Consider the following 24,573-nt stretch of genomic DNA (forward strand, 5'->3'; position numbering starts at 1 on the left):
TGGGTCCGAACATTCCCGAGACAGGCATGGCGAGCAAGGCGGCGCCTCGCGCCTCCGCAGGCGAGGCCGACGACGCATCCGCCTTCGGCGAGATGCTGGCCGGCAGAGAAACGCGGGGCAAGGATGCCGAGCCTGCCCCAGCCGATGACGAAGACGCCGGGGCGGCGCAGGCCGCTCCCGTCCGCAGCCGGGCTGACCGGACCGCGGGCGACGCCCCGCTGCGGGACCGCTTTCCCTTGATGAGCGCGCTGCAACGCCTGCCGCGGCATCCGGAGGCAGCGGAAGACGAAAAAGCAGCGGACGCGAATGACGAGACGGCGGCCCAGGTGCCGGCGCCGGACGGCAATGCCGACGCCACGGCGGCGACGATGGCGTTGCTGGCCCAGGGGGCGATGGGTCAGAGCCAGCCGGCGGCGACCGCACAAGGCCCGGCCCGCCGCGACCGGGCGGAAACGCAGCGGACCCGCCCTGACACGGCCGGGGTGCAGGACGCCGATGCTGCTGCCAGAACCTCGCCGCAGGACAGGCAGGCGGTTGGGCCCGGCATGTTGCAGAGCGGCATCGGGCGCGGCCCGGTCCTTCCGGGGATGGACACGGTCAGGCCGCAGGTGCAGGCCGTCTCCGAAGTACCCGGCTCTCCGTCCGGGCAGGCCGGATCGCCCGACGAAGCCGCGCCGCTGCAGCGCGGTGCCGTCCGCCTCGCCCCGGCCACGCGGGCCGCCGCCTTGCAGCAGGCCAATGTGGTGGCCGAGCAGAGCTTTCCTGCACCGGCCCCCTATGCGCTCAGCCGCACCGCCTCGCAGCTCGTGGGCGCCATGACCTCTGATCCGGGCTGGCGACAGGCAGCGGCCGCCTCCGCAACGGCCCTGCAACCGGCCGCTACCGTGACCTCTCCGGCACACGCCCTGAAGATAGAATTGCATCCTGCCGAGCTTGGCTCGGTGACGGCCAGCCTGCGCATGGCGGGACAGCAACTGTCGATTGAAGTGCGGCCGGAAACCCACGAGGCCTACCGCAAGCTGTCGGCGGATTCGGAGGCGATCGTCAAGTCGCTGCGCGGCCTCGGCTTCGACATCGACAGGGTCACGGTCCTGCAACCATCACTGGCGGCGGCGCCGGCGGCGCGTACGGATGCGGCCGGCCATGCCGGCATGCAACCCGGCCGCGACCAGCCTTCCTTCCAGGCGGGAAGCAATGGCGGCGGTGCCGGAGCGGAAGGTCAGCAATGGAGAGGCGAGCGCCATGACGATGGGCAGGACGGCGGCCGCACTGCGCCGCAGATTCGCGAGCGTGCTGGCGGCGGCCTGTTTATCTAGCCTTGCCGCGGGCGCTGCGCTGGCGGCGGCCAATCCCTGTGAAGCCGAGATACTGCGAGCCGCGGATCGCTACGGCATCCCGGCCGGCATCCTATATGCCGTCGGCCTGACCGAAACCGGCAAGAAGGGCAGCCTTCAGCCCAACGCATTGAATATAGAGGGGAAAGCTGTCTTCCCCGCAAGCCGGACAGCGGCGGTTGCCGCATTCGAGAACGCGCGCCGCGAAGGCCGCTCGCTGATCGACCTCGGCTGCATGCAAATCAACCATCACTATCATTCCGGCCACTTCCGCAATGTCGCCGACATGCTGGACCCGCATCGCAACGTCGACTACGCCGCCCGCTTCCTGGCCAGCCTGCACGCCCGCCACCAGACCTGGTCGATGGCGGTCGCCCGCTACCATGCCGGTCCCGACAACGACCCCGCCCAGAAGGTCTATGTCTGCCGCGTCATCAGCAATATGGTGGCGGTGGGGTTCGGCAGATGGACGCCCAACGCCCGCGCCTTCTGCAACCCCTAGATGCCGTGCGCCTGCAGGCGCTTCGGTCCCTCCGAACGATTGCGGTCGCCCCCGTCGGGAACCGACTGTCGCGTCCCGGCCGCGCGCGTTGCAACCATGGCGATGCGTGACTCCCAAGAAATCGGCTACAAGAATTAACGGTTGTTAACGATTCCCGCCAGCGGATACCCCTTTCCCCACGGGGCAGATGCATTGATTCGGAGGGCGGGCCGATGATCGTGATCGTTGACGAGCGCGAGCTTGTAACGGAAGGTTTCAACTCCCTTTTCGACAGGGAAGGCGTGGCGAGCGCGGGCTTTGCGCCGTCCGCCTTCGACGAATGGGTGTCGAGCGCGGCCGAAGAGGATCTGAAGTCGGTTCGCGCCTTCCTGATCGGCGACTGCCGGGAGGGCACCGTATCGCCGCGCCAGATCCGCGACCGCACGGGTGCTCCGGTGATCGCGCTCAGCGAGCAGAACTCGCTGGAGAACACCCTGCGCCTATTCGAATCCGGCGTGGACGACGTCGTCCGCAAGCCGGTGCATATCCGCGAGATCCTGGCCCGCATCACCGCCATCCGCCGCCGCGCGCAGGAGGAAGTGGCCTTTACCGAGATCGGCGCCATGCGCATCTTCCTCGACGGCCGCGACCCCGAAATCAACGGCGAGCCGCTGCCGCTGCCGCGCCGCGAGCGCCGCATCCTGGAATTCCTGGCGGACAATCTGGGCCGGCGGGTCACCAAGACCCAGGTGTTCAACGCCATCTACGGCATCTTCGACGAGGACATCGAGGAGAACGTGGTCGAAAGCCACATCTCCAAGCTGCGCAAGAAGCTGCGCGAGCGCCTCGGCCACGACCCGATCGATTCCAAGCGCTTCCTCGGCTACCGGCTGGTCGTGTGATGCGCGCCGGCGCCATCCGCACCAGCCTCGCGCAAGACACAGCCGCTACGCTCGCCGCACGCATGGGCAATGAAGGGGTAATCCGATGAGCTTGTATGGCATGATGCGGACCGGGATTTCCGGTATGAACGCACAGGCGAACCGCCTGTCGACGGTGGCCGACAACATCGCGAACTCGGATACGACCGGTTACAAGCGCTCTTCCGTGGAATTTTCCACGCTGCTGATGCCTTCTGCCGGCAGCGCCTACAATTCCGGCGGCGTCAACACCACGGTGCGCTCCAGCATCAGCGCCCAGGGTGTTCTGCAATACACGACCTCGGCTTCCGACCTAGCCATCGACGGAGACGGCTTCTTCATCGTGCAGGACGCCAACGGCACGCCGGTTCTCACCCGTGCAGGCTCCTTCGTGCCCGACGCCCAGGGTCGGCTGGTCAACGCTGCCGGCTACCAGCTCATGGGCTACAGCTACGCCAACGGCATCCCCTCAGCGACCGCCAACGGCTTCGAAGGACTGGTGCCGATCACCATCGACGCCCAGGACATGACCGCAAACGCGAGCACCCAGGGTTACTATCTTGGAAACCTGCCGTCGGGTGCGGACGCGGTCACGGCCAACCTGCCATCTGCCAACGGCACCGCCGCCGAATACACCAACAAGTCCTCGCTGGTCGTCTATGACAATCTCGGCAACAAGCTGCTGCTCGACGTCTATTACACCAAGACCGCCGACAACACTTGGGAAGTGGCTGTCTTCGACCAGTCCAAGGCAGCGGCAGGAGCCTCCTTCCCTTACGACACCGGCGGCTTATTGGGCTCTACTACTCTTAATTTTGACGGTACGACCGGCAAGATCACTGGCACTGCCGAAGTGACGCTCGACGTTCCCAACGGCGCAACCGGTTTCACGCTGGATCTCTCGCGTCTCACCCAGCTCGGCACCGGCTTCACGGTCACCGATGCCAGGGTGAACGGCAACGGGCCCAGCACCATCGACAAGGTCCAGATCGGCAAGGACGGCACCGTCTATGCTCTCTACGCCGATGGCTCTTCGGCAGCGCTCTACAAGATCGCGCTCGCCACGGTTCCGAGCCCCGATCGGCTTACCGCCTTGCCGGGCAACGTCTACGTGCAGAGCCCGGACTCCGGGCAGGTACGCATCGGCTTCGCGAATGAGGGCGGTCTCGGCAGCGTCGTCTCCGGCGCGCTGGAAAGCTCCAACGTCAACATCGCCGAGGAATTGACAAACATGATCGCTGCCCAGCGCAGCTACACCGCCAATTCCAAGGTCTTCCAGACGGGCGCCGACCTGATGGATGTCCTTGTCAACCTGAAGAGATGAATAGCCGTCATCGCGGCCGGCCCCGCGGGTGCCGGCCGACGGTCATCATATCCGGAAGCCGCGCATGTCTCTGAGCACCGCACTGAACATCGCCCAGTCGTCGTTGCGAGCCACGTCGCTGCAGACCAGCGTCGTGTCCCGCAACGTCTCGGACGCACACGATCCGGACTATGCGCGCCGCGTGGCGGTCGTCGCAAGCATGGCCCCGGGCGCGCGCGTGGTGGAGATCCAGCGCAGCGCCAACGAGCAGTTGTTCCGCCAATACGTCGCCGCTCTTTCGGCATGGAGCGGCCAGAGCACACTGTCGAGCGGCATGGACAGGCTGCAGCTGGCCGTCAACGGCGCCGACAATTCCGCCTCCGCCTCGACCGCGATCGGGGCGCTGCAGCAGGCGCTGCAGTTCTACGCAACCTCGCCGTCCAATCAGAGCCTGGGCCAAAGCGTGATCGTGGCCGCGCAGCAGGTCGTGCGCACGCTCAATGACGGCACGCAAGCTCTCCAGGACTTCCGCACACAGACCGACGGTGAGATTGCGACGGCGGTCGGCGAGCTCAACAACCTGCTCGGCCAGTTCGAGGCCGCCAACCGCGCCGTCGTCAACGGCACCCGCGCAGGCACCGACGTCTCCGACGCGCTCGACCAACGCGACGCCATCCTGAAGAAGATCGCCGAATATGTGCCGGTCTCCACCTTCACGCGCGGCGACAACGACATGGTCATCACCACGGGCGACGGCACGATGCTGTTCGAAACCGTGCCGCGCACGGTGAGCTTCACGCCTTCCTCCGGCTATGCGGCCGGCGCACAGGGCAACACCATCTATATCGACAACGTGCCGCTTTCGGCGGGACCGGCCAACAACGCCGAGGCCAACGGCAAGCTTGCCGGCATGCTCCAGCTCCGCGACGGCGTCGCCTCCACCATGCAGGCGCAGTTGGACGAGATCGCCCGCGGGCTCATCACCGCCTTCGCCGAAGGCGATCCGCCCGATGCGGCCGGCTTGTTCACCTGGTCCGGCGCACCGGCGATCCCCACCTCGGGGACACTGGTCGACGGCCTCGCCGGCCAGATCCGCGTCAACGCTGCCGTGGCGAACAATCCCTCCCTGCTGCGAGACGGCGGCATCAACGGCGCCGCCTACGTGGTCAACAGCGACGGGTCTTCCTATGCCGACCTGCTGATCGCCTATAGCGAGCGGCTGGACGAGCCGATGGATTTCGCGCCCTCGGCCGGCATCACGGTGACCTCCAGCGTTACCTCCTATTCCGCCAACGCCATCGGCTGGTTCGAGGGCGTGCGCCAGCGCGCGCAGGTCGCCGCCGACAACAAGGAAGCGCTGGCCGCCCGCACGGCCGAGGCGCTGTCCAACGACACCGGCGTGAATGTCGACAACGAATTGGCGCTGCTGCTCGACCTTGAGCACGCCTACCAGGCTTCCGCCCGGGTTTTGAACACGGTGAACCAGATGCTGGATTCACTTCTGGAGGCAGTTCGCTAAGGCCATGAAAGCCGTATCCGTTTCTTCCGCCGCCATCTCCAACGCGCTACGCTATTCGAACGCGCGCATGCAGGTGGACCTTGTCAAGGCCATGAAGGAAATGGACACGTCCAGAGTGGCGGACCTCGGACTGGCGCTCGGCGCGCGCTCCGCCCAGTCCATCAACTTCCACCGCGACATCGACCGCCTGCAGGGCATCGTCGATTCCAACGCGCTGGTGACTTCGCGTCTGTCCTCGACCCAGGCCGCGCTGGGCAACCTTTCCGACTTCGCGCAGAACCTGATGTCGGTGCTGACCACGGCGATCTCGGGCGATGCCGCAGCGACCACGGTGCGCGATACGGGCACGGCGACGCTGCAGTCGCTGACGTCGATCCTCAACACCAGCGTGAACGGCGAATATCTGTTTGCCGGCATCAACACCGACACGAAACCGTTGGCCGACTTCTCCGCAACGTCGGCCGCCAAGATCGCGTTCGAAACGGCGTTCACCAACTTTTTCACCTTTTCGCAGACCGATCTCCAGGCCGCCAACATCACGGCTGCCCAGATGACCGATTTCCTCAACGACCCGAGCGTGACGGATCAGTTCCTCGGCGCGGACTGGACGAACTGGTCGAGCGCCACCGACCAGACCATCACCAGCCGCATCGCGCTCAGCGACACGAGCCAGACTTCGGTCAGCGCCAACATTGACGGCGTGCGCAAGCTGGCCATGGCAGCGGCCATCGTTTCCGACCTCTTCGATGCCAATCTCAGTGACGGCGCCAGGCAGGCGGTGGCGCAGCGAGCCCTTTCCCTGGCGGGCGAGGCGGTCAGCGACCTTACCCAGACACAGGCTCAGACCGGCATCATCGAGAAGCGCGTATCGGACGCCAGCGACCGCATGAACATGCAGATCGATCTGTTCAATCGGCACATTCTCGACCTGGAGGGCGTGGATGGATACGAGGCGGCCAATCGCGTCAACGATCTCGTGGCGCACATCCAGACGTCCTACGCGCTCACCGCGCGCATCCAGCAGCTCAGCCTGCTCAACTTCCTGACCTGAGTGGCGAAACCGAACGGCGATGTATCAATTCTCCTATTCCGACATCCAGGTCGACTCCGCGGCGGAGGCCAAGGACAGGGAGCGCCAGCTTCTGAGCCGCTCCATCGACCTGCTGACGGCGGCGGCGGAAGCCGGCTCCCGCTCCTCGACGGCCGTGGAGGCCTTGCATTTCACCAATCGCCTGTGGACGAACCTGCTGGACGATCTCGGTTCGAGCGAGAACGGGCTGCCCAAGGAACTTCGCGCCAATCTCATCTCCATCGGCCTGTGGCTGCTGCGCGAGGCCGAGGACATACGCCAGGGCCGCTCGGACAGCTTCGAAGGGCTGATCGAAGTGTCCCAGATCATCCGGGACGGCATTCGATGAAGAACACGCTCAGGCTCTCGCTGAAGCCGAACGAGAAGATCTACCTCAACGGCGCGGTGATCCGCGTGGACCGCAAGGTCAGCATCGAGCTGCTGAACGACGTGCAGTTCCTGCTCGAAGGCCACGTGCTGCAGGCGGAGGACGCCCGCACTCCGCTCAGGCAGCTCTATTTCATCCTGCAGGTGATGCTGATGAATCCGCAGGGCGCCGACGAGGCTCGCGCCATGTTCCGCCGCTCGCTGCCGCTGATGCTGGCCAGCTTCGAGGACGAGCGCATCCGCGCCGGGCTCAAGCAGGTCGACCGCATGGTCGGCGAGGATCACGTCTACGAGGCGCTGAAGACGATCCGCTCGCTATATCCGCTCGAACGGATCGCGCTCGATACCAGCGACCTCGACGAAGAGGGCGCCCCGCGTCCGGCCGCCATGGGAGTGAACTGACATGAACGTGGACATGACGACCTCCATACCCGCCGGTGCCAACCAGGCCACCGCCAAGTCCAAGACCTCGGTCGACTACCAGTCCTTCCTGAAACTCCTCATCGCCGAGATGAAGAACCAGGATCCGACCCAGCCGATGGATTCGACCCAATATGTCGCCCAGCTCGCCACCTTCTCTCAGGTCGAGCAGGCCATGCAGACCAATTCCAAGCTGGACAGCATCCTGCAATCCTCGGCGCTGGCCCAGGCCGACACGCTGATCGGCCGCTCGATCAGTTCGGCCGACGGCAGCGTCACCGGCACCGTCAAGGAGGTGCGTCTTGCCAGCGACGGGCTGATCGCGGTTCTGGACGACGGGACCGAGGTTCCGGTCGTGCCCGGCCTGACCCTGCGTTCGGCCGAAAGCTAAAAGCCGCTTCCGTGAACGAGGCCGATGCCCTCGACATAGCCCAGTTCGCGGTGTGGACCGTGCTGTCCGCATCCGCGCCGGTCGTGCTTGTCGCCATGATCGTCGGCATCGGCATCGCGCTCGTCCAGGCGCTCACCCAGGTGCAGGAGATCACGCTCACCTTCGTGCCCAAGATCGTCGCCATCATGCTCGTGCTGGCGCTGACGGGACCGTTCATCGGCGGCCAGATATCCTCTTTCACCAACGTCATTTTCGAGCGCATCGAAACCGGCTTCTGATCCTGTCCTCGAGCGCTGGTGGACCAGCGTCGGGCGCAAAAGGCGTTCGCGTTTTTTCCCTGCTCGGCTAGTTTGTCGGCAAGCATTGCGGCGGCGATGATTTGCGAGGAAGGGAATGGCGCACGACAGCGAGCCGATGATCGAGGACGAGCCGGAGGTCGAGCGCGCATCCGCGCTGGCGCCGTTCCAGCACCCCATCTTTCGCGCGGTCTGGTCGGCCAACCTGGTTTCGAGCCTGGGCGGATTGATCCAGGGGGTCGGCGCGGCGTGGATGATGACCACCATCGCGACCTCCTCGATTCAGGTCGCGCTGGTGCAGGCCTCGACCACCCTGCCGATCATGCTTTTTGCCCTGGTCGCCGGCGCGATCGCCGATTCCTTCGACCGCCGCAAGGTCATGCTGGTGGCGCAGACCTTCATGCTGGTCGCCTCGGTGCTGCTGACCGCCTTCACCTGGTACGACCTGATAACGCCGTGGACGCTGCTGGCCTTCACCTTCCTGATCGACAGCGGCACCGCGCTGAACAGCCCCTCCTGGCAGGCTTCCGTGGGCGACATGGTGCCGCGCCGCAAGGTGCCGGCCGCCGTGGCGCTGAACTCGATGGGCTTCAACCTGACGCGAAGCGTCGGGCCGGCCATCGGCGGCATCATCGTCGCCGCGGCCGGGGCGGCGGCGGCCTTCGCGGTCAACGCGCTGAGCTATATCGGACTGATCGTCGTGCTGTCCCGCTGGAAGCGCCAGGAGCCGCCCTCCGGCCTGCCGCGCGAGGCCCTGGGGCCGGCCATGGGCGCCGGCCTGCGCTATGTCGCCATGTCGCCCGACATCGGCAAGGTGCTGGTGCGCGCCGCCGTCTTCGGCTGCACCGCCGGCGCCGTGCTGGCGCTGCTGCCTCTGGTGGCGCGCGATCTCGTGCATGGCGGAGCGCTGACCTACGGCGTCATGCTGGGCGCCTTCGGGGTTGGCGCGGTCGGCGGGGCCCTCGCCAGCGTGCGCCTGCGCCAAATCCTGACGAGCGAGGTCATGGTGCGCTGGGCCTTTGCAGGCTTTGCGCTGTGCGGCTTCGTCGCGGCCGTGAGTTCCCAGGCCTGGCAGACCTCGCTCGGCCTCGTCGTCGGCGGCGCCTGCTGGGTGCTTGCGCTCTCCCACTTCAACGTCACCGTCCAGATGTCGACCCCGCGCTGGGTGGTGGGACGCGTTTTGTCGATCTACCAGACCGCCACCTTCGGCGGCATCGCGCTCGGAAGCTGGATCTGGGGCGTTGTGGCCGACGTCCACGGCGCCGACGTGGCGCTGATGGCGTCGAGCCTGGCCATGCTGGCCGGCGGTGCGATCGGCATCGTCCTGCCCCTGCCGCGCCACATGGCGCCCAATCTGGACCCGCTCGACCGCTGGCGCGAGCCGATGCTGGCACTGGACCTGAGGCCGCGCAGCGGCCCCATCGCCATCATGATCGAATACCAGGTGCGCGAGGAGGACGTGCCCGAATTCCTCAAGGTGATGGCAGAGCGCGGGCGCATCCGCCGCCGCGACGGCGCGCGCAACTGGGTGCTGGCCCGCGACCTGGAACACCCGGAACTGTGGATGGAGAGCTATCACACGCCGACATGGCTGGATTATATCCGCCACAACAAGCGCGCCACCCACGCCGATGCCGCCATCACCGAGCGCATCCGCGCGCTGCATGTCGGGCCGGAACGGCCGCGCGTGCGCCGCATGATCGAGCGCCCAACCACTGTGGCCGGCTCGCTTGCCCCGCACAAGGGCGCCGCCGATCATTGATCGCACCAGCGACGAGGCGCGCCGGTCACCCTTCGCCGGAAAGGTCCCGCCTGGCCTTGTCCAGTTCTTCCGCGTAGCGCCGCAGCAGGTGGCCTTCGGTGAGCAGGCCGACCACGACGCGGTCGTCGAAATCCTCCACCACCGCCAGTTCCTCCGCCCCGGCGCGCCGGAACGTCTCGGCCGCCGACTGCACGTTCATGGCCGGCACCAGCACCGCATCCTTGAACCGCGCCAGCGTGAGCACCGTGCTTCCGGGCTCGGCCGGCTCGCTGTGGAGTTCGGCCACGATCAGCATGCCGGCATAGCGGCCCTCGGCATCCAGCGCCACGATGCGCTGGGCCGAGCCCAGCGGCACCTGCTCGCGGAACTCGGCCAGCGTCATGGAGGCGTCGACCATGCGCACGTCCTTGCGCATCATCAGGCCGACGGTGAGACTGCGCATCCAGCCGATGTCCTGCGCGCTGCGGATGGTCTCGCCGCGCAGATGGAAGCGCCAGGTCGAGAACGAGTAGCCGAAGGTCTCGCGCACCAGCATCGCGGCCATGATGGAAGCCGTCAGCACCACGCCCGTCAGCGTCAGGTCGCGCGTCGATTCCAGCGCCAGGAACGTCATGGTCAGCGGCCCGCCGACCACGCCGACCGCCAGCGAGGTCATGCCCACCACGGCTGCGACTGCCGGATCGATGCCGGTTGCGGGCGACACGAAGGCCATTGCGCCGGCAAAGATCTTGCCGAGCAGCGCCCCAAGGAACAGGGAGGCGAAGAACAGGCCGCCGCGAAAGCCCGAGCCGAGCGAGATCGCCGAGGCGGCCAGCTTCAGCAGGAACACGCTGGCGACGACGCCGAGGCCGTAATTCATGGCGAACTCGCGGTGCAGCGCGCCGTGCCCGCTGGAAAGGACCTGCGGCGTGATGAGGCCGAGCAGGCCGACGGCGCAGCCGCCGATGACCGGCCTGAGCGAGGAATCGATCGAAAGGCCGGCAAAGAGGCGTTCCACCAGCGTGACCAGTTGCATGATGGCGATGGAGACGGCTCCGCCCAGCAGGCCGAGCAGGATGAAGGGCAGGTACTGGCTCGCCGTCAGTTGCGGCAGGCCGGCCAACTCGAGGGGAAAGGGCACGCCGCCGAAAAATTCCGCGCTGAGCGAGGCGCAGATAGCCGCCGTCATCACCGGCGCCAGATTGGCGATGGAATAGATGCCGATGATCAGCTCGAAGCCGTAGAAGGCACCCGTCAGCGGCGCATCGAACGCCGCCGCTATGGCGCCGGCGGCGCCGCAGCCCACCAGCACGCGCACGTCGTTGCGCCGCAGCCTGAGCAGGCGCGCCAGCCGCGAGGCCAGGCCGGAGCCTACCTGCGTATAGCCCGCCTCCAGGCCCACCGACGCGCCGAAGCCGCTGGAGATCATGGTCTGCACGGTGATGATGGCCGTGTCGGTCAGCGACATGCGCCCGCCATAGAGCGCATTGGCCTCGATCGGGTCCACCGGCGTGCGGAACCGGTGCTTGCGCAGCCAGATGAAGGTGAGGCCGAGCAGGATGCCGCCGATGGCCGGCATCGCCGCCTGGACGGGGCTGCTCAGCGAGAACATCGCCGACAGCCGCGCGCCCGGCGGAAGGCCGAACAGCAGCCAGTGCAGCCACTGCACGGCCTGGCTCATCGCCGTCACCAGCATCCCCGAAACGGTGCCGACCAGCGCGGCCAGCAGCACCACCACGATGCCGCGCGCTTCCAGCATCGGCAGATAGCGCACGAGCAGCGCTCGGGCCCGGCGGGCATGGACAGGCAGTTTGTCGGGCGACAGCAACGGGCGGCTCGCGGACGTGAGGGCGGCGTGGAAATCGATTGCGCCTGATACAGTGCGCAATGTGGCATGACAACGGCAGCCTGCTCACACTTGCGGCAACGCCGGCCGCTCCGTGTGCGCGGGCTTGCGCGTCCCAGCCCAATCCTCGCGCAAGCTTGGCCAGCTAGGTTGGCGCCCTGGCGTCACGGCGGCGCCGGCAAGGCATGCGCGGGGACAGGATGGCCATCAGCGACGGTATTTCCACGGGCGCGACCCCGCGCAATGGCCGCGACGTCTTCTTCGCGCTCGGCATCGTCGTCATCCTGGCTGTGCTGTTCCTGCCGATCCCCGCCTTCATGATCGACGTCGGCCTCGCCTTCTCCATCGCGCTTTCGGTGCTGATCCTCATGGTGGCGCTGTGGATCCAGCGCCCGCTGGATTTCTCCTCCTTCCCGACCGTGCTGCTGATCGCCACCATGCTGCGGCTGTCGCTCAACATCGCCACGACCCGCATGATCCTGTCGCACGGCAACGAGGGCACGCACGCGGCCGGCTACGTCATCTCCGGCTTTTCCAAGCTGGTTATGTCGAGCGATTTCGTCATCGGCCTGATCGTGTTCCTGATCCTCATCGTGGTGAATTTCATCGTCATCACCAAGGGCGCCACCCGCATCGCCGAAGTCGGCGCCCGCTTCACGCTGGACGCCATTCCCGGCAAGCAGATGTCGATCGACGCCGACCTGTCGGCGGGCATGATCGACGACAAGACCGCGCAGGCGCGCCGCCGTGAACTGGAGGAGGAATCCTCCTTCTTCGGCTCCATGGACGGCGCCTCCAAATTCGTGCGCGGCGATGCCATCGCCGGCCTCATCATCACCGCCATCAACATCGTCGGCGGCATCGCCATCGGCTACCTGCGCCACGGCATGGGCATGGGCGAGGCGGCGGACGTGTTCATCAAGCTGTCGGTCGGCGACGGCCTGGTCACCCAGATCCCGGCGCTGATCGTTTCTCTGGCCGCCGGCCTGCTGGTCTCGAAGGGCGGCACGCGCGGCTCGGCCGACCAGGCCGTTTTCGGCCAGCTCGGCGCCTATCCGCGCGCGCTCTACGTGGCCGCCGCGCTGCTGGCGGTGCTGGGCCTGGTGCCCGGTCTGCCGATGTTTCCCTTCATGACGCTGGCCGGCGCCATGGCGGGCCTCGGCTACATCATCCCGATGCGCCATAACCGCCGCGTCGCCGAAGAGCAGGAGATGAAGGCAAAGGAGGCGATGGCCAAGGTCGAGGAGGAGAAGAATTCGGTCAAGGCCTCGCTGGCCACGGCCGAGATCGAGCTTCTGATCGGCAAGCAGCTTTCCACGCGGCTGGTGACGGCGCATCAGGAGCTTGCCTTCCGCATGGCCAAGATGCGCAAGAAGTTCGCCACCCAGTACGGCTTCGTCGTGCCGGAGGTGCGGCTGGCCGACGACTTCGCCATTCCGCCCAAGAGCTACCAGATCAAGATCCACGGCACCGTGGTGGCCTCGCACGAGTTGCGGGTGGGCGAGCTGATGGTGCTGCTGGGCACCCGCGACCTGCCCGATATCCCGGGCGAGGAGGTGCGCGAGCCGGCCTTCGGCATGCGCGCCTATTCGGTCATGGAGACCTTCGCGGAAGACCTGAAGCGCGAGCAGTACACCTTCGCCGACAACATGTCGGTGCTGTTGACCCACCTGTCGGAGGTGATCCGCAACAACCTGCCGCAGCTTCTTTCCTACAAGGACATGAAGGCGTTGCTGGAGCGGCAGGACCCCGAATACCGCAAGCTGGCCGACGAGATCTGTTCCTCGCACATCTCCTATCCGGGCCTGCAGGCGGTGCTGAAGCTGCTTCTGGCCGAGCGCGTTTCGATCCGCAACCTGCATCTCATCATCGAGGCCATCGCCGAGATCGCGCCGCATGTGCGCCGCACCGAGCAGATCGTGGAGCATGTGCGCATCCGCATGGCCCAGCAGATCTGCGGCGACCTGACCGAGGGCGGCGTGCTCAAGGTGCTGCGGCTGGGCAACCGCTGGGACCTCGCCTTCCACCAGAGCCTCAAGCGCGACGCCAAGGGCGAGGTGCGCGAGTTCGACATCGACCCGCGCCAACTCGAGGAATTCGGGCAGGAGGCGAGCAAGGCGATCCGCCAGCATCTGGAGGCCGGCGAGCGCTTCGTGCTCGTCACCGCTCCCGACGCGCGACCCTATGTGCGCATGATCGTCGAGCGGCTTTTCGCCACGCTGCCGGTGCTTTCGCATGTCGAGATCGCCAGGGGGGTCGAGATCAGGGTGCTCGGAACCATCTCGTGACCGGCGGCGCGCTTTCCGGCCTCGCGCAGAACGTCATCCTGGCGGCGTTCCTGGCCTTCTGCCGCGTCGGCGCCTGCTTCATGCTGATGCCGGGCCTTTCGAGCGTGCGCGTGCCCATGCAGGTGCGCCTATACGTGGCGGTGGCGGTCACCGGCGGCCTGCTCGCCTTTCTGTGGGACCGCATCTATCCCTTCGTCGATCCCCGCCCGTCGGTGCTGGTGCCGATGGTTGTCTCCGAATTGCTGGTCGGCGGCCTCATCGGCGCCATGACCAGGCTGTACATGGAGGCGCTGCGCTTCATCGGCTCGTCCATGGCCATGCTGATCGGCTTCAACAACATGGGCGGCCCGGCCATCGAGGAAGCCGAGCCGCAGGCGGCGCTCGCGGCCGTGATCTCGTTCTCGGCGCTGCTTCTCCTGTTCGTCTTCGACTTCCATCACGAGGTCATCAAGGCCCTGGTCGCCTCCTACGGCGTGGCGCCGCTCGACGTCTTCTTCAATCCGCAGGCAGCCCTCGTCGACATCGCCGACACGGTCTCGGAATCCTTTTTCCTCGTCATCCGGCTGGGCAGCCCCTTCATCGCCTACGCCATCCTGATCAACCTGACGATCGGCCTCGTCAACAAGCTGGTGCCGCAGATTCCGGTCTATTTCATCTCGCTGCCCTTCGTGGTGGCGGGCGGGCTCATCATCTTCTACTTCGCCATCGGCGCGCTGCTGTCGCTGTTCGTCAACGGCTTCGTCGACCTCACGCTGGCAAGGTGAACCAATGAGCGCGCGCAAGGACCGCCTGAAGAAGCTGGTCGAGGTGCAGGAGCAGCTCAAGGCGCTGCACGAGGCGCGCCGCGCGCGTTTCCTGGCCGACGCCGCGACAGCCGAGGCAGAGGCGGAGGCGCTCGCGCAGCGCTTCGACGAGGCCGGGTCGCTTTCGGCGCTGTTTCCGGAACTCTATCACCGCCGCATTTCCGGCGAGCTGGCACGGCGCGACGCCAATCTGGAGGACGCGCGCCGGGAAGCCGGAATGGCGGCGACGGCAACGGCGCGCACGACGATCGTGGAACGCGCCTACCGTCACGCGCGCGACATGGACGAGCGCCAGCGCGCCGACCGCGAGCGGCTGGAGCTGATCGAGCAGAAACGCAAGGCCGAGTAAGCCTGCCACAAGCTTGCAAGGCGATTATGCGGCAAACGGAATTGAGGAAGGCGGATCAGTTGGCGATCTCTCCCCCCAGCGACATCGTTCTGGACGTGGCGCGCGCCGCCGGTCCGGCGGATATCGAAATGGCCCGTGCCCGCCTGGAACAGCGCGCAGGCGCCGCCGCCGCGGCCTTCGAGCCGGGAACGGCCGCGCCGCACCGCGCCGCCGCGCCGGCCGAGACCGACGCCGGCAACCAGTACAAGCGGTTCGAGGCCATGGTGCTTCAGACCTTCATCCAGAACATGATGCCGAAGGATGCCGAGAACGTGTACGGCAAGGGGCTGGCCGGCGACATGTGGAAGTCGCAGCTCGCCGAGCGCCTCGCCGACGTCATGGCCGACCGCGGCGGCATCGGCATCGCCAGATCGATGCTGGCCGACCACTACATGAACGGCAAGCACAAGGTGCCTGTCGGCCCCGTCGCAGGCGGGCCGCAAAAGGCCGAGATCGACGCGCAGACGCGCCTGTCGACCTCGCTCGTTCAGGAATTGCAACGCAGGATCGTCGGCTCGCTGGGCGACGGTCAGGCAACAACCGAGACGGCCAACAAGGTTTAATCCATGACCGATCAAATCCGATCCCACCCGAAACCATCAGTTCGCACGGCGGCCGCCGCGCCCATTGCGGTTGCGGCCCAGCCCGGCAACCTCGCGGGCCTGCTCGCCAGGATCGAGGAAGCGGTGGAGGAGGAAACTGCGGCGATCCGCATCGACACCTCCTACGACCTGAAGGCGTCCAACGCGCGCAAGAGCCGCTATCTCTACGAGCTGAATCGCGCCATGAAGGGCATCAGCGTCGAATATCTCACCCAGCACAGCGAGGGGCTGCTGCGGCTGCGCCAGAAGCTGGCCCGCAACGAGGCGGCGATCCTGGCCCATCTCAACGCCGTCAACGAGGTCGCCACCCTCCTCAAGGAAGCCATCCAGCATGCCGAAGCCGACGGTACCTATTCCGCCGGCGAATTCGGCTGGGCGCGCTGACTGAAAGCCGATGGTCAAGTTCATCGTCGCAGCGCTGTGGATCTGCGCCGTCACCATCGGCGCCGTGTTCTATTCCTTCCAGGCGGCGGGAGAGCGCAAGGACGAGGCGCCGAAGCCACTGCTGGGCGGGCTCGACTATGTCAGCACCAGCATGATCTCGGTGCCGCTCATCCGCGATTCCGCCATACAGGGCTATTTCCTGACCAAGCTGGTCTACACGGTCGAGCCCGCCGAACTGGCCAAGCTGTCCGTTCCCGCGCCCGCCCTCATCACCGACGAGGTCTACTCCTATCTCTACGCCCATCCGCAGATCGACCTGGACGGCAAGACGCCGCTGGATCTGGACACGTTCCGCAATTCCGTGCGCGACGCCATCAACGCGCGCGTCGGAGGCACCTTCGTGCATGAGGTGCTGGTCGAGCAGATGAGCTATCTGTCGCAGGACGAAATCCGCGACAACGCCATCCGGCGGCGCAAGGCAGCGGCCGCCGCCGCCCAGGACGCGGCCTCCGGATATGCCGCCGAGGAATAGGCACTCCACGCCGACAATAACGTTGACGTAAACGTAAATACTCGTTTATGGATGGGTGCTCGATCGGGGCCGGCTGACAGCGAGGAAGATGAAAATGAGCGTCCAGGAAATTGCCGACAAGCTCAAGCCGCAGGTGGCAGGTGCCGGTTTCGACCGGTCGGTGAAGCTCGACACTGGCGCCGACGGCGTCATCGTCATCGACGGCGCGACCGTCTCCACGCAGGACGGCCCCGCCGATTGCACCATCAAGCTTTCGCTGGACGACCTGGAATCGCTGATCGCCGGCGAGTTGAACCCGACCATGGCCTTCATGCAGGGCAAGCTGAAGGTGGAAGGTGACATGTCGGTCGCCATGGCGCTCGGCCAGTTGATCGGCTGAGCGCAACAGCGCCGGCTTGCGGCCTGACGGGTCAGGCCGCCTGCCGAAACTTCGCCGATCTCGTCCGGCGGCCCGTGGCCATGAGCGTCCCCCGGGCGCCGTCCAGCGCGCCTTCGGCCAGTTCCAGCGCCAGGAAGCGCTGCCGCTCGTAGGGCCCGGGCATGGAGAGTTGGCTGGTGCTTTCCGCCGAGAAGCCGAAGCGCGCATAATAGGGCGCGTCGCCCACCAAAAAGATGGCGCCATGGCCGAGCCGCCGGGCCTCGGCGACGGCGTGGCGCATCAGCGCCGAGCCGATGCCGGCATTCTTCCACGCCGGCTCGACCGCCAGCGGCCCCAGCAGCAGCGCCCTTCCCTCTCCCCTTGCGGAGGTGTCTCCGAAGGCGGCGGACCAGATGCGCGGCGCCTTGCCGGCCATCTCCCCCTCAAAGGGCGAGAAATCCCGCTCGAACCCCACGTCCCACAGCCGAACCGTGCCGACGAGCGTGCCCATGGCGTCGCGGGCGACGAAGGCCAGTCCTTGCGCCGGCTCGCGGCCGCGCCGCAACTTCTCCGACGACTTGCGTCGCCGGCCGGGACCCATGGCGCGATCGAGCAGCGCCTCGCGCGCGGCGACGTCGCACGGAGCCTCGGCGACGATCTGGAAAGCCGGTGCGGCGGTCGGGAGGTTTTCTGCGAATTCCATTTCCGCGATCCTTCACAAGCGGAGGTTCTTTTCCACGAGCGAGCCCGCCGCCGGCGGCCTCCGCCGGCGGGCAGGATGATCTGGCGGCTGCCGGGCACCCGCGAACGGGCGCCCGGAACGAGCCGTCAGATCACGTAGGATCGGAGCGGCTCGAAGCCGTTGAAGGCGACGGCCGAATAGGTCGTCGTGTAGGCGCCCGTGCCCTCGATCAGCACCTCGTCGCCGATGGTCAGCGACAGCGGCAGCGGATAGGGCGCCTTTTCGTAGAGCACGTCGGCCGAATCGCAGGTCGGGCCGGCCAGCACGCAAGGCTCCACCGCATCGCCGTCGCGCGGGGTGACGATCGGGTAGCGGATCGCCTCGTCCATCGTCTCGGCAAGCCCGCCGAACTTGCCGATGTCGAGATAGACCCAGCGCACATTGTCGTTGTCGGCCTTCTTCGAGATCAGCACGACCTCCGACTTGATGACGCCGGCATTGCCGACCATGCCGCGGCCCGGCTCGATGATCGTCTCCGGGAGGCGGTTGCCGAAATGCTTCGACAGCGCTTCGAAGATCGCCTGGCCGTAGGCTTCGGCCGCCGGCACGTCGCGCAGGTAGCGGGTGGGAAAGCCGCCGCCCATATTGACCATGCGCAGCACGATGCCCTCCTCGGCCAGCGCCGAGAACACCGCCTTGGCGTCGGCCAGCGCGCGGTCCCAGGCGTCGAGGTCGGTCTGCTGCGAGCCGACATGGAAGGACACGCCATAGGCGTCGAGGCCGAGCGCGCGCGCCCGGCGCAGCACGTCCACGGCCATGGCAGGCACGCAGCCGAACTTGCGCGACAGCGGCCACTCGGCGCCGGCGCCGTCGGTCAGCACGCGGCAGAACACCTGCGCGCCCGGTGCAGCGCGCGCCACCTTCTCCACCTCTTCCACGCAGTCGACCGCGAACAGGCGGATGCCGAGTTCGTAGGCGCGCGCGACGTCGCGCTCCTTCTTGATGGTGTTGCCGAAGGAGACGCGGTCCGGGGTCGCGCCGGCGGCCAGCGCCATCTCGACCTCGGCAACGGACGCCGTGTCGAAGCACGAGCCCATCGAGGCGAGCAGCGAAAGGATCTCGGGCGCCGGGTTGGCCTTCACCGCATAGAAGATGCGCGACTGCGGCAGCGCCTTTTCGAAGGCGTGGAAATTATCGCGCACGACGTCGAGGTCGACCACGAGGCAGGGGCCTTCGGGACGTCGGGTGGCGAGGAAATCGAGGATGCGCTGGGTTGCCATCGGTTTTCTCCCATCGCGCCATGCCGGCGCGCGCAAAGGCTGCGGTCACGCGGGCGCACGGCCTCGCGAACACGCGGTGGACAAAGGCGAAGCGGATATCCGCGGAGCCGACGGGTGGAGGTGCCGGAACCACGGAACGCCGTCTCGCGGCGTTGAGCCTGACCTTGCCGGATTTGAACCCGGCCGGGTTTCGGCTCGCTTTGTCTGCCTTGGCTTGGCCAGGCTTCCTTGAAGGGGAATCCCGTCCGCACTGCCGGCAATGAAGGTGTGCCTCTTCAGTAACCCCGATCTATGGACGATCGGCAGACACCAGAAAGGCCCGCACCGTCGTTGCTTCAAGACGTCCTCGGACAGGCGGTTGGCCGCTTGACCGACCGGGCTCGTTACTTCCCGGGTACCGTCCCGACTGTCCTCGCCATTCGAGGAGCCGGGGGACGCCCACAGGCACGTGCGACTTTGGGCAGGGGCGGATATAGGGACATGCGCCGTTACAATCAAATAAAATCCGCGTGCGGCTTGAAAAAATCGGCTCATCGAACAACCTTGCTGCGATCGTCTCCAGCGGGCGAACGACGCTTGGACGAAGACAGCAAGGGGCCAGCCGGAATGGACACACTCACGCGCATGCGCGCCTTCATCGATGTCGTTGAAGCGGAAGGCTTTTCCGCCGCCGCGCGCAAGATCGGCCGCTCCAAGGCGCTGTTGTCGAAATATGTGCGCGAACTGGAGGATGAACTGGGCGCGCTGCTGCTCAACCGCACCACGCGCCAGTTCTCCCTGACCGAGGCGGGCCACACCTACTATCGCCGCGCCTCCGAGATCGTGCGCGAGGTGGACAGCCTGGCCGACGCCGTGCGCGAATCATCGGGCGACGTGCGCGGCCGCATCAAGCTGTCGGCGCCGCGCACCTTCGCCGATGCCGATATCGGCCAGTCGCTGATCGATTTCGCCAAGCAGCATCCCGACATCGTTCTGGAGATCCATCTCGACGACCGCTTCGTCGACATGGTGGAGGAAGGCTTCGACCTGGCCGTGCGCATCACCCGGCTGGAGAACTCCTCGCTGATCGCGCGCCGCCTCGCCCCATTTTCGGTGAGGATCTGCGCCGCCCCGGGGCTGATCTCGGCCAAGGGCATGCCCGCCCGCCCGCAGGAACTGGCCAAGCTGCCCTGTATCATCGACACCAACGGCCGGTGGCTTTCCAACTGGCCCTTTCGTGGCGAGGAGAGCGACACGATCAGCGTCGCCGTATCGGGACCGATCGAGGTGAACAGCCCGATCGCCGCGCGCGCGGCCGCCGTCGCCGGCCTGGGCTTTGCCGTGCTGCCGGACTTCATCGCCGCGCCGGAGATCGCCAGCGGCCGGCTGATGCCGGTGCTGGACGACCGCATCCTCCAGGGCGGCGGCATCTTCGCGGTCTATCCGCATCGCCGCTATCTGCCGGCGAAAGTGCGGGTACTGGTCGATTTCCTGGCGCAATGGTTCCGGACGCGCAGCGCGGCCTGACACTTGCGGCCGGCAAGGTCCCAATTTCGCCTGCTTTCTGGTAACTGTCGGCGCGACCTGCCGAGAAGAGGGGAATCACGCCCGAGCATGCGCCCGACGCGAGCGATCTGCGTGCCCGCCGCGACCTGCGCGGCCTTGCTGGCCGTGACGGCGCCGGCCGAGGTGCACCCGCATGTCTTTGCCGAGGCACGCCTCGACGTGGTGCTTTCCCCCGACCACGGCAGCGTGGCTTCGCTTCGCCATCTGTGGCGCTTCGACGAGCTGTTTTCCTCCACCGTGCTGATGGAGTTCGACAAGAACGCCGACCTGGCGCTGGACGACGCCGAATTGAAGGAGGTGGCCGGCACCATTTTCTCCTCGTTGGCGGACTACGATTATTTCCAGGTCGTGACCGTCAACGGCAAGGATTTCCACATGAAGGCGCCATCGCATCTGATGGCCTATTTCGACAACAACCAGTTGATCGTGCTGTTCGAATCGGAACCGGCCACGCCGCTCAAGCTCGGCGGCAAGATCGATTTCGGCGTCTACGACCCGACCTTCTACACGGCGATCGACTTCGCCGATGACGCCAATATGGCGGTCGAGGGCCTGCCGGCCAACTGCACCCGCACCGTCATCCGCCCGGACCCGGGCACCGCCATCGCCGAGAACCAGAAGACCCTGACCGAGGCCTTCTTCAACGATCCGATGGGCACCGACATGTCCAAGATCTTCGCCACCAGGCTGGAATTGACCTGCCCGCCGGAAGGATAGCCGCCATGCGACCCTTGCCCTCGCGCACCCTGCCCGCCATCGCGGCCATCGTCCTGGTGACCGTCGCCCTTGTCGGCCATGCCCATGCCCAAAGCTCGCTCGGCATCGGCACCAACGACGCCATGCCCTCCGGCACCGGCCTGTTTGCCCGGCAGCTCATGTGGATCAACCTGAAGCAGCAGGAATTCTACCGCGCGCTGGCCGACGCCATGAAGGCGATGCGGCAGGACGGCTCCAAGCTCTGGCTGCTGATCGGGCTTTCCTTCCTCTACGGCATATTCCACGCGGCCGGCCCAGGCCACGGCAAGGCGGTCATCTCCTCCTACATGGTCGCCAACGAAGTGGCGCTCAGACGCGGCATTCTTTTGTCCTTCATCTCGGCCTTCCTGCAGGCGGCCACCGCCATTGCCGTGATGCTGCTGGCCTTCTTCGTGCTGCGCGGCACCGCGATCTCGATGACCGACGCTGCCCGGTTCCTCGAAATCTCCTCCTATGTGCTGGTCACGCTGTTCGGCGCCTGGCTGCTGTGGAAGAAGGCCGGACCGCCTCTGCGCCGCCTGCTTGGCGCCGCCCCTGCCCACAGCCTGTCGGCCGCCCATGCCGGCCATTCGCATGCCGGGCACGCACAGCATCACCACCATCATGCCCATGCTCACGATTCGCACGACCATTCCTGCGGGCATGGCCACGACGCCCACCATCATGTCCACGCGGCAACCGAGGTGTGCGACACCTGCGGCCATGCGCATGCGCCCGACCCGGCGCTGCTTTCCGGCGACCGTTTCGACTGGCGCACGGCCTGGACGGCGATCGTGGCGGTCGGCATCCGCCCCTGCTCGGGTGCGCTGATCGTGCTGTCCTTCGCCTTCCTCAACGGGCTGTGGGCCGGCGGCATCCTGTCGGTCCTGGCCATGGCGGTGGGCACGGCCATCACCGTGTCGCTGCTCGCCACAATGGCGGTCACGGCCAAGGACTGGGCGGTGGCGCTGGCCGGCGACGGCCGCCTGGGCAACCGCGTGCACACCACGGTCGAGATCGGCGGGGCCGCGCTGGTCTTCCTGTTCGGCCTGCTGCTTTTGTCGGCCAGCCTCAGCACCTAAGCCGGTATCTTCCCGCCCAGTTCGTCCTCGATATGGGCGCGGATGATCTCGTCGAAGCTCTCCTCGGCCTTGAAGCCGAATTCCCGCGCCCGGCGGGCGGCAAAGCGCGTCGGCCAGCCCTTGACGATAGCCCAGATGGTCTCGTCGTGTTCCTCGCGGATCAGCCGCGCCGCCTTCGCGCCGGCGATGCGCTCCAGCGCCTCGATCTGCTCGCCCACCGAGACGGCCACGCCCGGCATGGTCAGGTTGCGGCGCGGCCCGACCGCCGCCCCGTCGATCTCCGCTGCGTGGATGAGGAAATTGACCGCCGAGCGCGGGCTGGCATGGGTGTGCACCACCGAGCGCGGCACCGGCAGGATAGCCTCCTGCCCCGCCAGCGGCTCGCGGATGATGCCGGAGAAGAAGCCGGAAGCCGCCTTGTTCGGCTTGCCGGGCCGCACGCATATGGTGGGCAGGCGGATGCCGACGCCATCGAGGAAGCCGCGCCGCGTATAGTCGGCAAGCAGCGCCTCGCCGACCAGTTTCTGGGTGCCGTACGACGTCAGCGGCGTGAGGTGGAATTCGTCCGGGATCACGTCGGGAAACGGCGCGCCGAATACGGCGATCGACGAGGTGAAGACCACGCGCGGCGCGTGGCCGGCCAGCCGGATCGCATCGAACAGAGCGCGCGTCCCGTCGAGGTTGACCCGGTAGCCGAGGTCGAAATTCGCCTCGGCCTCGCCCGAGACGACGCCGGCGAGGTGGAAGACCATGTCGGGCCGGCCGGCAAGGAGGCTTTCGCCCGCGCCGGGCGCGGCAAGATTGCCGGTGTGGACGGCGATGTCCACGCCCGGCATGTCGGGCGCGGCGGCCGGCACGATGTCGTGCAGGTCGAGCGCCGTGATCGGCCGGCCGCCAAGCACGCCGTCACGCGCCAGCCGCGCCGTGAGCTTGCGTCCGATCATGCCGGCCGCGCCGGTGACGAGAATCCGCATTTCAGCCGTCCTTTCCGCGCCGTCGCCGGCTCCGCAGCCAGAAAATCATGAAGAAGGCCGCAACGAAGACGACGGCGAGCGCACCGGCCAGATAGACCGACACGCCCACGGCCGCCTTCATGAGAGTGGGCAGCCAATAGGCGAAGAGGCCGAACAGCAAAAGTATGCTCAGCGCAGCCAATGCCGCGTTGCGGGTATCGCGATCCATGAGGTTCCTGTCGTCCAATGTCGGTTCAATGATAGTGCCGCCGGTCGGCCGGCGCATCCTCTTGCACAGGGGCGACGAGGTGACCGTCTGCGCAATGGTCGTATTCCGGCTCGACGGTGGCATGGTCGATGCCGTGTTCGGCGGCCAGCCGCGCCTTGATGGCGGCCACGGCCCGGTGTGCGTCCACGCCCTCGTGCAGGCAGGCATGCAGGGTGGCCATGTTCCTGTCGCCGTCGATCGTCCACACATGCATGTGGTGCACTTCGCGCAGGCCGGGCACGTTCTTTTCGAGATCGCCGGCGATGTCGTCGCGGTCGAGGCTGGCCGGCACGCCTTCCAGCAGCACATGCGCGGCCTCTCGCATCAGGCGCCACGCCGTGCCCAGGATCAGCACCGCCACCAGCACCGACAGGATCGGGTCGATCGGCGTCCAGCCGGTGGCCAGGATGACCAGGGCGGCGGCGATCGCCGCGACGGAGCCCAGCAGGTCGCCCAGCACATGCAGTATGGCGCCGCGCATGTTGAGGTTCTCGCGGTCGCCGCCGTGCAGGATGAGGAAGCCGGCGATATTGACGGCAAGGCCGAACCCGGCAACCACCAGCATGGGTCCGCCCAGCACCGGCGGCGGCGCCTGGAAGCGGTGCCAGGCCTCGTAGCAGATCCACAACGCCACCACGAAGATGGCGAGGCCGTTCGTGTAGGCGACCAGCGTCTTGACCCGGCCGAAACCGTAGGTGAGCCGGTTCGTCGCCGGCTTGTCGCCCAGGTGGAACGCGTACCATGCCAGCGACAGCGCGACCGCATCGGTCAGCATGTGGCCGGAATCGGCCAGCAGCGCCAGCGAGCCGGTCAGCCAGCCGCCCAGCGCCTCCACCACCATGAAGCCGCCGGTGAGGCACGCCGCAAGCAGCACGCGCTTCTTGTCGGTCGTCCCATGCACATGGCCGGGGCCGCCGTGGCTGTGCCCATGCGAACCGTGCTCGTGGGAATGGTCATGGGCCATCG

27 protein-coding genes are annotated in these 24,573 nt (G+C 66.9%); 21 read left to right on the forward strand and 6 right to left on the reverse strand.

The annotated features are described in order from the left end of the window. Positions 1–26 precede the first annotated feature (26 nt). From fliK to ACTDI4_RS18925, 11 genes are all read left to right on the forward strand, one after another. Positions 27–1,316, forward strand: coding sequence for a flagellar hook-length control protein FliK (fliK, locus tag ACTDI4_RS18875; protein ID WP_442842606.1), 1,290 nt, complete (start codon positions 27–29; stop codon positions 1,314–1,316). Then, positions 1,249–1,836 (forward strand): transglycosylase SLT domain-containing protein, encoded by a 588-nt coding sequence (locus ACTDI4_RS18880; protein WP_442843403.1) that lies wholly within the window; start codon positions 1,249–1,251, stop codon positions 1,834–1,836. Before fliK ends, ACTDI4_RS18880 begins: the two co-directional genes overlap by 68 nt. A 212-nt stretch (positions 1,837–2,048) precedes the next feature. Further along, positions 2,049–2,717 carry a response regulator transcription factor gene (locus ACTDI4_RS18885; RefSeq protein WP_442842607.1) on the forward strand — a complete coding sequence of 223 codons (669 nt, stop codon included), beginning with the start codon at positions 2,049–2,051 and terminating at the stop codon, positions 2,715–2,717. Positions 2,718–2,802: 85 nt separating this feature from the next. Continuing rightward, positions 2,803–4,059 (forward strand): flagellar hook protein FlgE, encoded by a 1,257-nt coding sequence (locus ACTDI4_RS18890; RefSeq protein ID WP_442842608.1) that lies wholly within the window; start codon positions 2,803–2,805, stop codon positions 4,057–4,059. Between the two features lie 64 nt (positions 4,060–4,123). Next, positions 4,124–5,557, forward strand: coding sequence for a flagellar hook-associated protein FlgK (flgK, locus tag ACTDI4_RS18895; protein WP_442842609.1), 1,434 nt, complete (start codon positions 4,124–4,126; stop codon positions 5,555–5,557). Between the two features lie 4 nt (positions 5,558–5,561). After that, positions 5,562–6,608: a flagellar hook-associated family protein gene (locus tag ACTDI4_RS18900; protein ID WP_442842610.1), complete on the forward strand. Its 1,047-nt coding sequence runs from the start codon at positions 5,562–5,564 to the stop codon at positions 6,606–6,608. Between the two features lie 19 nt (positions 6,609–6,627). Further along, positions 6,628–6,975 (forward strand): flagellar biosynthesis regulator FlaF, encoded by a 348-nt coding sequence (flaF, locus tag ACTDI4_RS18905; RefSeq protein WP_442842611.1) that lies wholly within the window; start codon positions 6,628–6,630, stop codon positions 6,973–6,975. After that, complete coding sequence (gene flbT, locus ACTDI4_RS18910) at positions 6,972–7,415, forward strand: flagellar biosynthesis repressor FlbT (protein ID WP_442842612.1); 444 nt, start codon at positions 6,972–6,974, stop codon at positions 7,413–7,415. Before flaF ends, flbT begins: the two co-directional genes overlap by 4 nt. A 1-nt stretch (position 7,416) precedes the next feature. After that, positions 7,417–7,824, forward strand: coding sequence for a flagellar hook assembly protein FlgD (gene flgD / locus ACTDI4_RS18915; RefSeq protein WP_442842613.1), 408 nt, complete (start codon positions 7,417–7,419; stop codon positions 7,822–7,824). Between the two features lie 11 nt (positions 7,825–7,835). Continuing rightward, positions 7,836–8,102: a flagellar biosynthesis protein FliQ gene (gene fliQ / locus ACTDI4_RS18920; RefSeq protein ID WP_442842614.1), complete on the forward strand. Its 267-nt coding sequence runs from the start codon at positions 7,836–7,838 to the stop codon at positions 8,100–8,102. A gap of 115 nt (positions 8,103–8,217) precedes the next feature. Then, entirely contained in the window at positions 8,218–9,882 is a 1,665-nt protein-coding gene (locus ACTDI4_RS18925) for an MFS transporter (RefSeq protein WP_442842615.1), read from the forward strand. Between the two features lie 25 nt (positions 9,883–9,907). On the opposite strand, the gene ACTDI4_RS18930 is transcribed toward ACTDI4_RS18925, so the two are convergent. Then, a complete protein-coding gene (locus ACTDI4_RS18930) occupies positions 9,908–11,620 on the reverse strand; it encodes a chloride channel protein (protein ID WP_442843404.1) in 1,713 nt (570 codons plus the stop codon). Positions 11,621–11,907: 287 nt separating this feature from the next. On the opposite strand from ACTDI4_RS18930, the gene flhA reads away from it, so the two are divergent. The 7 genes from flhA (at position 11,908) to ACTDI4_RS18965 (ending at position 17,083) form a co-directional block, all read left to right on the forward strand. Continuing rightward, positions 11,908–13,995, forward strand: a complete 2,088-nt coding sequence (flhA, locus tag ACTDI4_RS18935; RefSeq protein WP_442842616.1) for a flagellar biosynthesis protein FlhA — start codon at positions 11,908–11,910, stop codon at positions 13,993–13,995. Between the two features lie 80 nt (positions 13,996–14,075). Continuing rightward, on the forward strand, positions 14,076–14,759 hold the full coding sequence (gene fliR / locus ACTDI4_RS18940) for a flagellar biosynthetic protein FliR (protein ID WP_442843405.1): 684 nt from the start codon (positions 14,076–14,078) through the stop codon (positions 14,757–14,759). 4 nt (positions 14,760–14,763) lie between these two features. After that, positions 14,764–15,147 carry a hypothetical protein gene (locus ACTDI4_RS18945; protein WP_442842617.1) on the forward strand — a complete coding sequence of 128 codons (384 nt, stop codon included), beginning with the start codon at positions 14,764–14,766 and terminating at the stop codon, positions 15,145–15,147. Positions 15,148–15,206: 59 nt separating this feature from the next. Then, positions 15,207–15,749, forward strand: coding sequence for a rod-binding protein (locus ACTDI4_RS18950; protein ID WP_442842618.1), 543 nt, complete (start codon positions 15,207–15,209; stop codon positions 15,747–15,749). A gap of 3 nt (positions 15,750–15,752) precedes the next feature. Next, positions 15,753–16,172, forward strand: coding sequence for a hypothetical protein (locus ACTDI4_RS18955; protein WP_442842619.1), 420 nt, complete (start codon positions 15,753–15,755; stop codon positions 16,170–16,172). A 10-nt stretch (positions 16,173–16,182) separates the two neighbouring features. Next, a complete protein-coding gene (locus ACTDI4_RS18960; protein WP_442842620.1) occupies positions 16,183–16,704 on the forward strand; it encodes a hypothetical protein in 522 nt (173 codons plus the stop codon). A 94-nt stretch (positions 16,705–16,798) separates the two neighbouring features. Continuing rightward, the gene (locus ACTDI4_RS18965; RefSeq protein ID WP_442842621.1) at positions 16,799–17,083 is read left to right on the forward strand and encodes an SCP2 sterol-binding domain-containing protein; all 285 of its coding nucleotides are present in this window, start codon (positions 16,799–16,801) and stop codon (positions 17,081–17,083) included. A gap of 31 nt (positions 17,084–17,114) precedes the next feature. Here ACTDI4_RS18965 and ACTDI4_RS18970 read toward each other — a convergent pair whose 3' ends face one another. Both ACTDI4_RS18970 and odc2 read right to left on the reverse strand, forming a co-directional pair. After that, a complete protein-coding gene (locus ACTDI4_RS18970) occupies positions 17,115–17,765 on the reverse strand; it encodes a GNAT family N-acetyltransferase (RefSeq protein ID WP_442842622.1) in 651 nt (216 codons plus the stop codon). A gap of 125 nt (positions 17,766–17,890) precedes the next feature. Beyond that, the gene (gene odc2 / locus ACTDI4_RS18975; protein ID WP_442842623.1) at positions 17,891–19,024 is read right to left on the reverse strand and encodes an ornithine/lysine decarboxylase; all 1,134 of its coding nucleotides are present in this window, start codon (positions 19,022–19,024) and stop codon (positions 17,891–17,893) included. Between the two features lie 606 nt (positions 19,025–19,630). Here odc2 and ACTDI4_RS18980 point away from each other — a divergent pair. The 3 genes from ACTDI4_RS18980 to ACTDI4_RS18990 all read left to right on the forward strand — a co-directional run bounded on the left by ACTDI4_RS18980 (position 19,631) and on the right by ACTDI4_RS18990 (position 22,386). After that, positions 19,631–20,530, forward strand: a complete 900-nt coding sequence (locus tag ACTDI4_RS18980) for a LysR family transcriptional regulator (RefSeq protein ID WP_442842624.1) — start codon at positions 19,631–19,633, stop codon at positions 20,528–20,530. A gap of 87 nt (positions 20,531–20,617) precedes the next feature. After that, entirely contained in the window at positions 20,618–21,286 is a 669-nt protein-coding gene (locus ACTDI4_RS18985) for a DUF1007 family protein (protein WP_442842625.1), read from the forward strand. Between the two features lie 5 nt (positions 21,287–21,291). After that, positions 21,292–22,386: a nickel/cobalt transporter gene (locus ACTDI4_RS18990; RefSeq protein WP_442842626.1), complete on the forward strand. Its 1,095-nt coding sequence runs from the start codon at positions 21,292–21,294 to the stop codon at positions 22,384–22,386. On the opposite strand, the gene denD is transcribed toward ACTDI4_RS18990, so the two are convergent. The 3 genes from denD to ACTDI4_RS19005 are packed head-to-tail and all read right to left on the reverse strand — an operon-like array spanning position 22,383 to position 24,571. Continuing rightward, positions 22,383–23,360 carry a D-erythronate dehydrogenase gene (denD, locus tag ACTDI4_RS18995; protein ID WP_442842627.1) on the reverse strand — a complete coding sequence of 326 codons (978 nt, stop codon included), beginning with the start codon at positions 23,358–23,360 and terminating at the stop codon, positions 22,383–22,385. The genes ACTDI4_RS18990 and denD overlap by 4 nt on opposite strands. Before the next feature lies 1 nt (position 23,361). Next, positions 23,362–23,568, reverse strand: coding sequence for a hypothetical protein (locus ACTDI4_RS19000; RefSeq protein WP_442842628.1), 207 nt, complete (start codon positions 23,566–23,568; stop codon positions 23,362–23,364). A gap of 25 nt (positions 23,569–23,593) precedes the next feature. Then, positions 23,594–24,571 carry a cation diffusion facilitator family transporter gene (locus tag ACTDI4_RS19005; RefSeq protein ID WP_442842629.1) on the reverse strand — a complete coding sequence of 326 codons (978 nt, stop codon included), beginning with the start codon at positions 24,569–24,571 and terminating at the stop codon, positions 23,594–23,596. Positions 24,572–24,573: the final 2 nt, after the last annotated feature.

Origin of the sequence: Mesorhizobium sp. PUT5, assembly GCF_052216645.1 — a bacterium.
GTDB lineage: Bacteria > Pseudomonadota > Alphaproteobacteria > Rhizobiales > Rhizobiaceae > Mesorhizobium.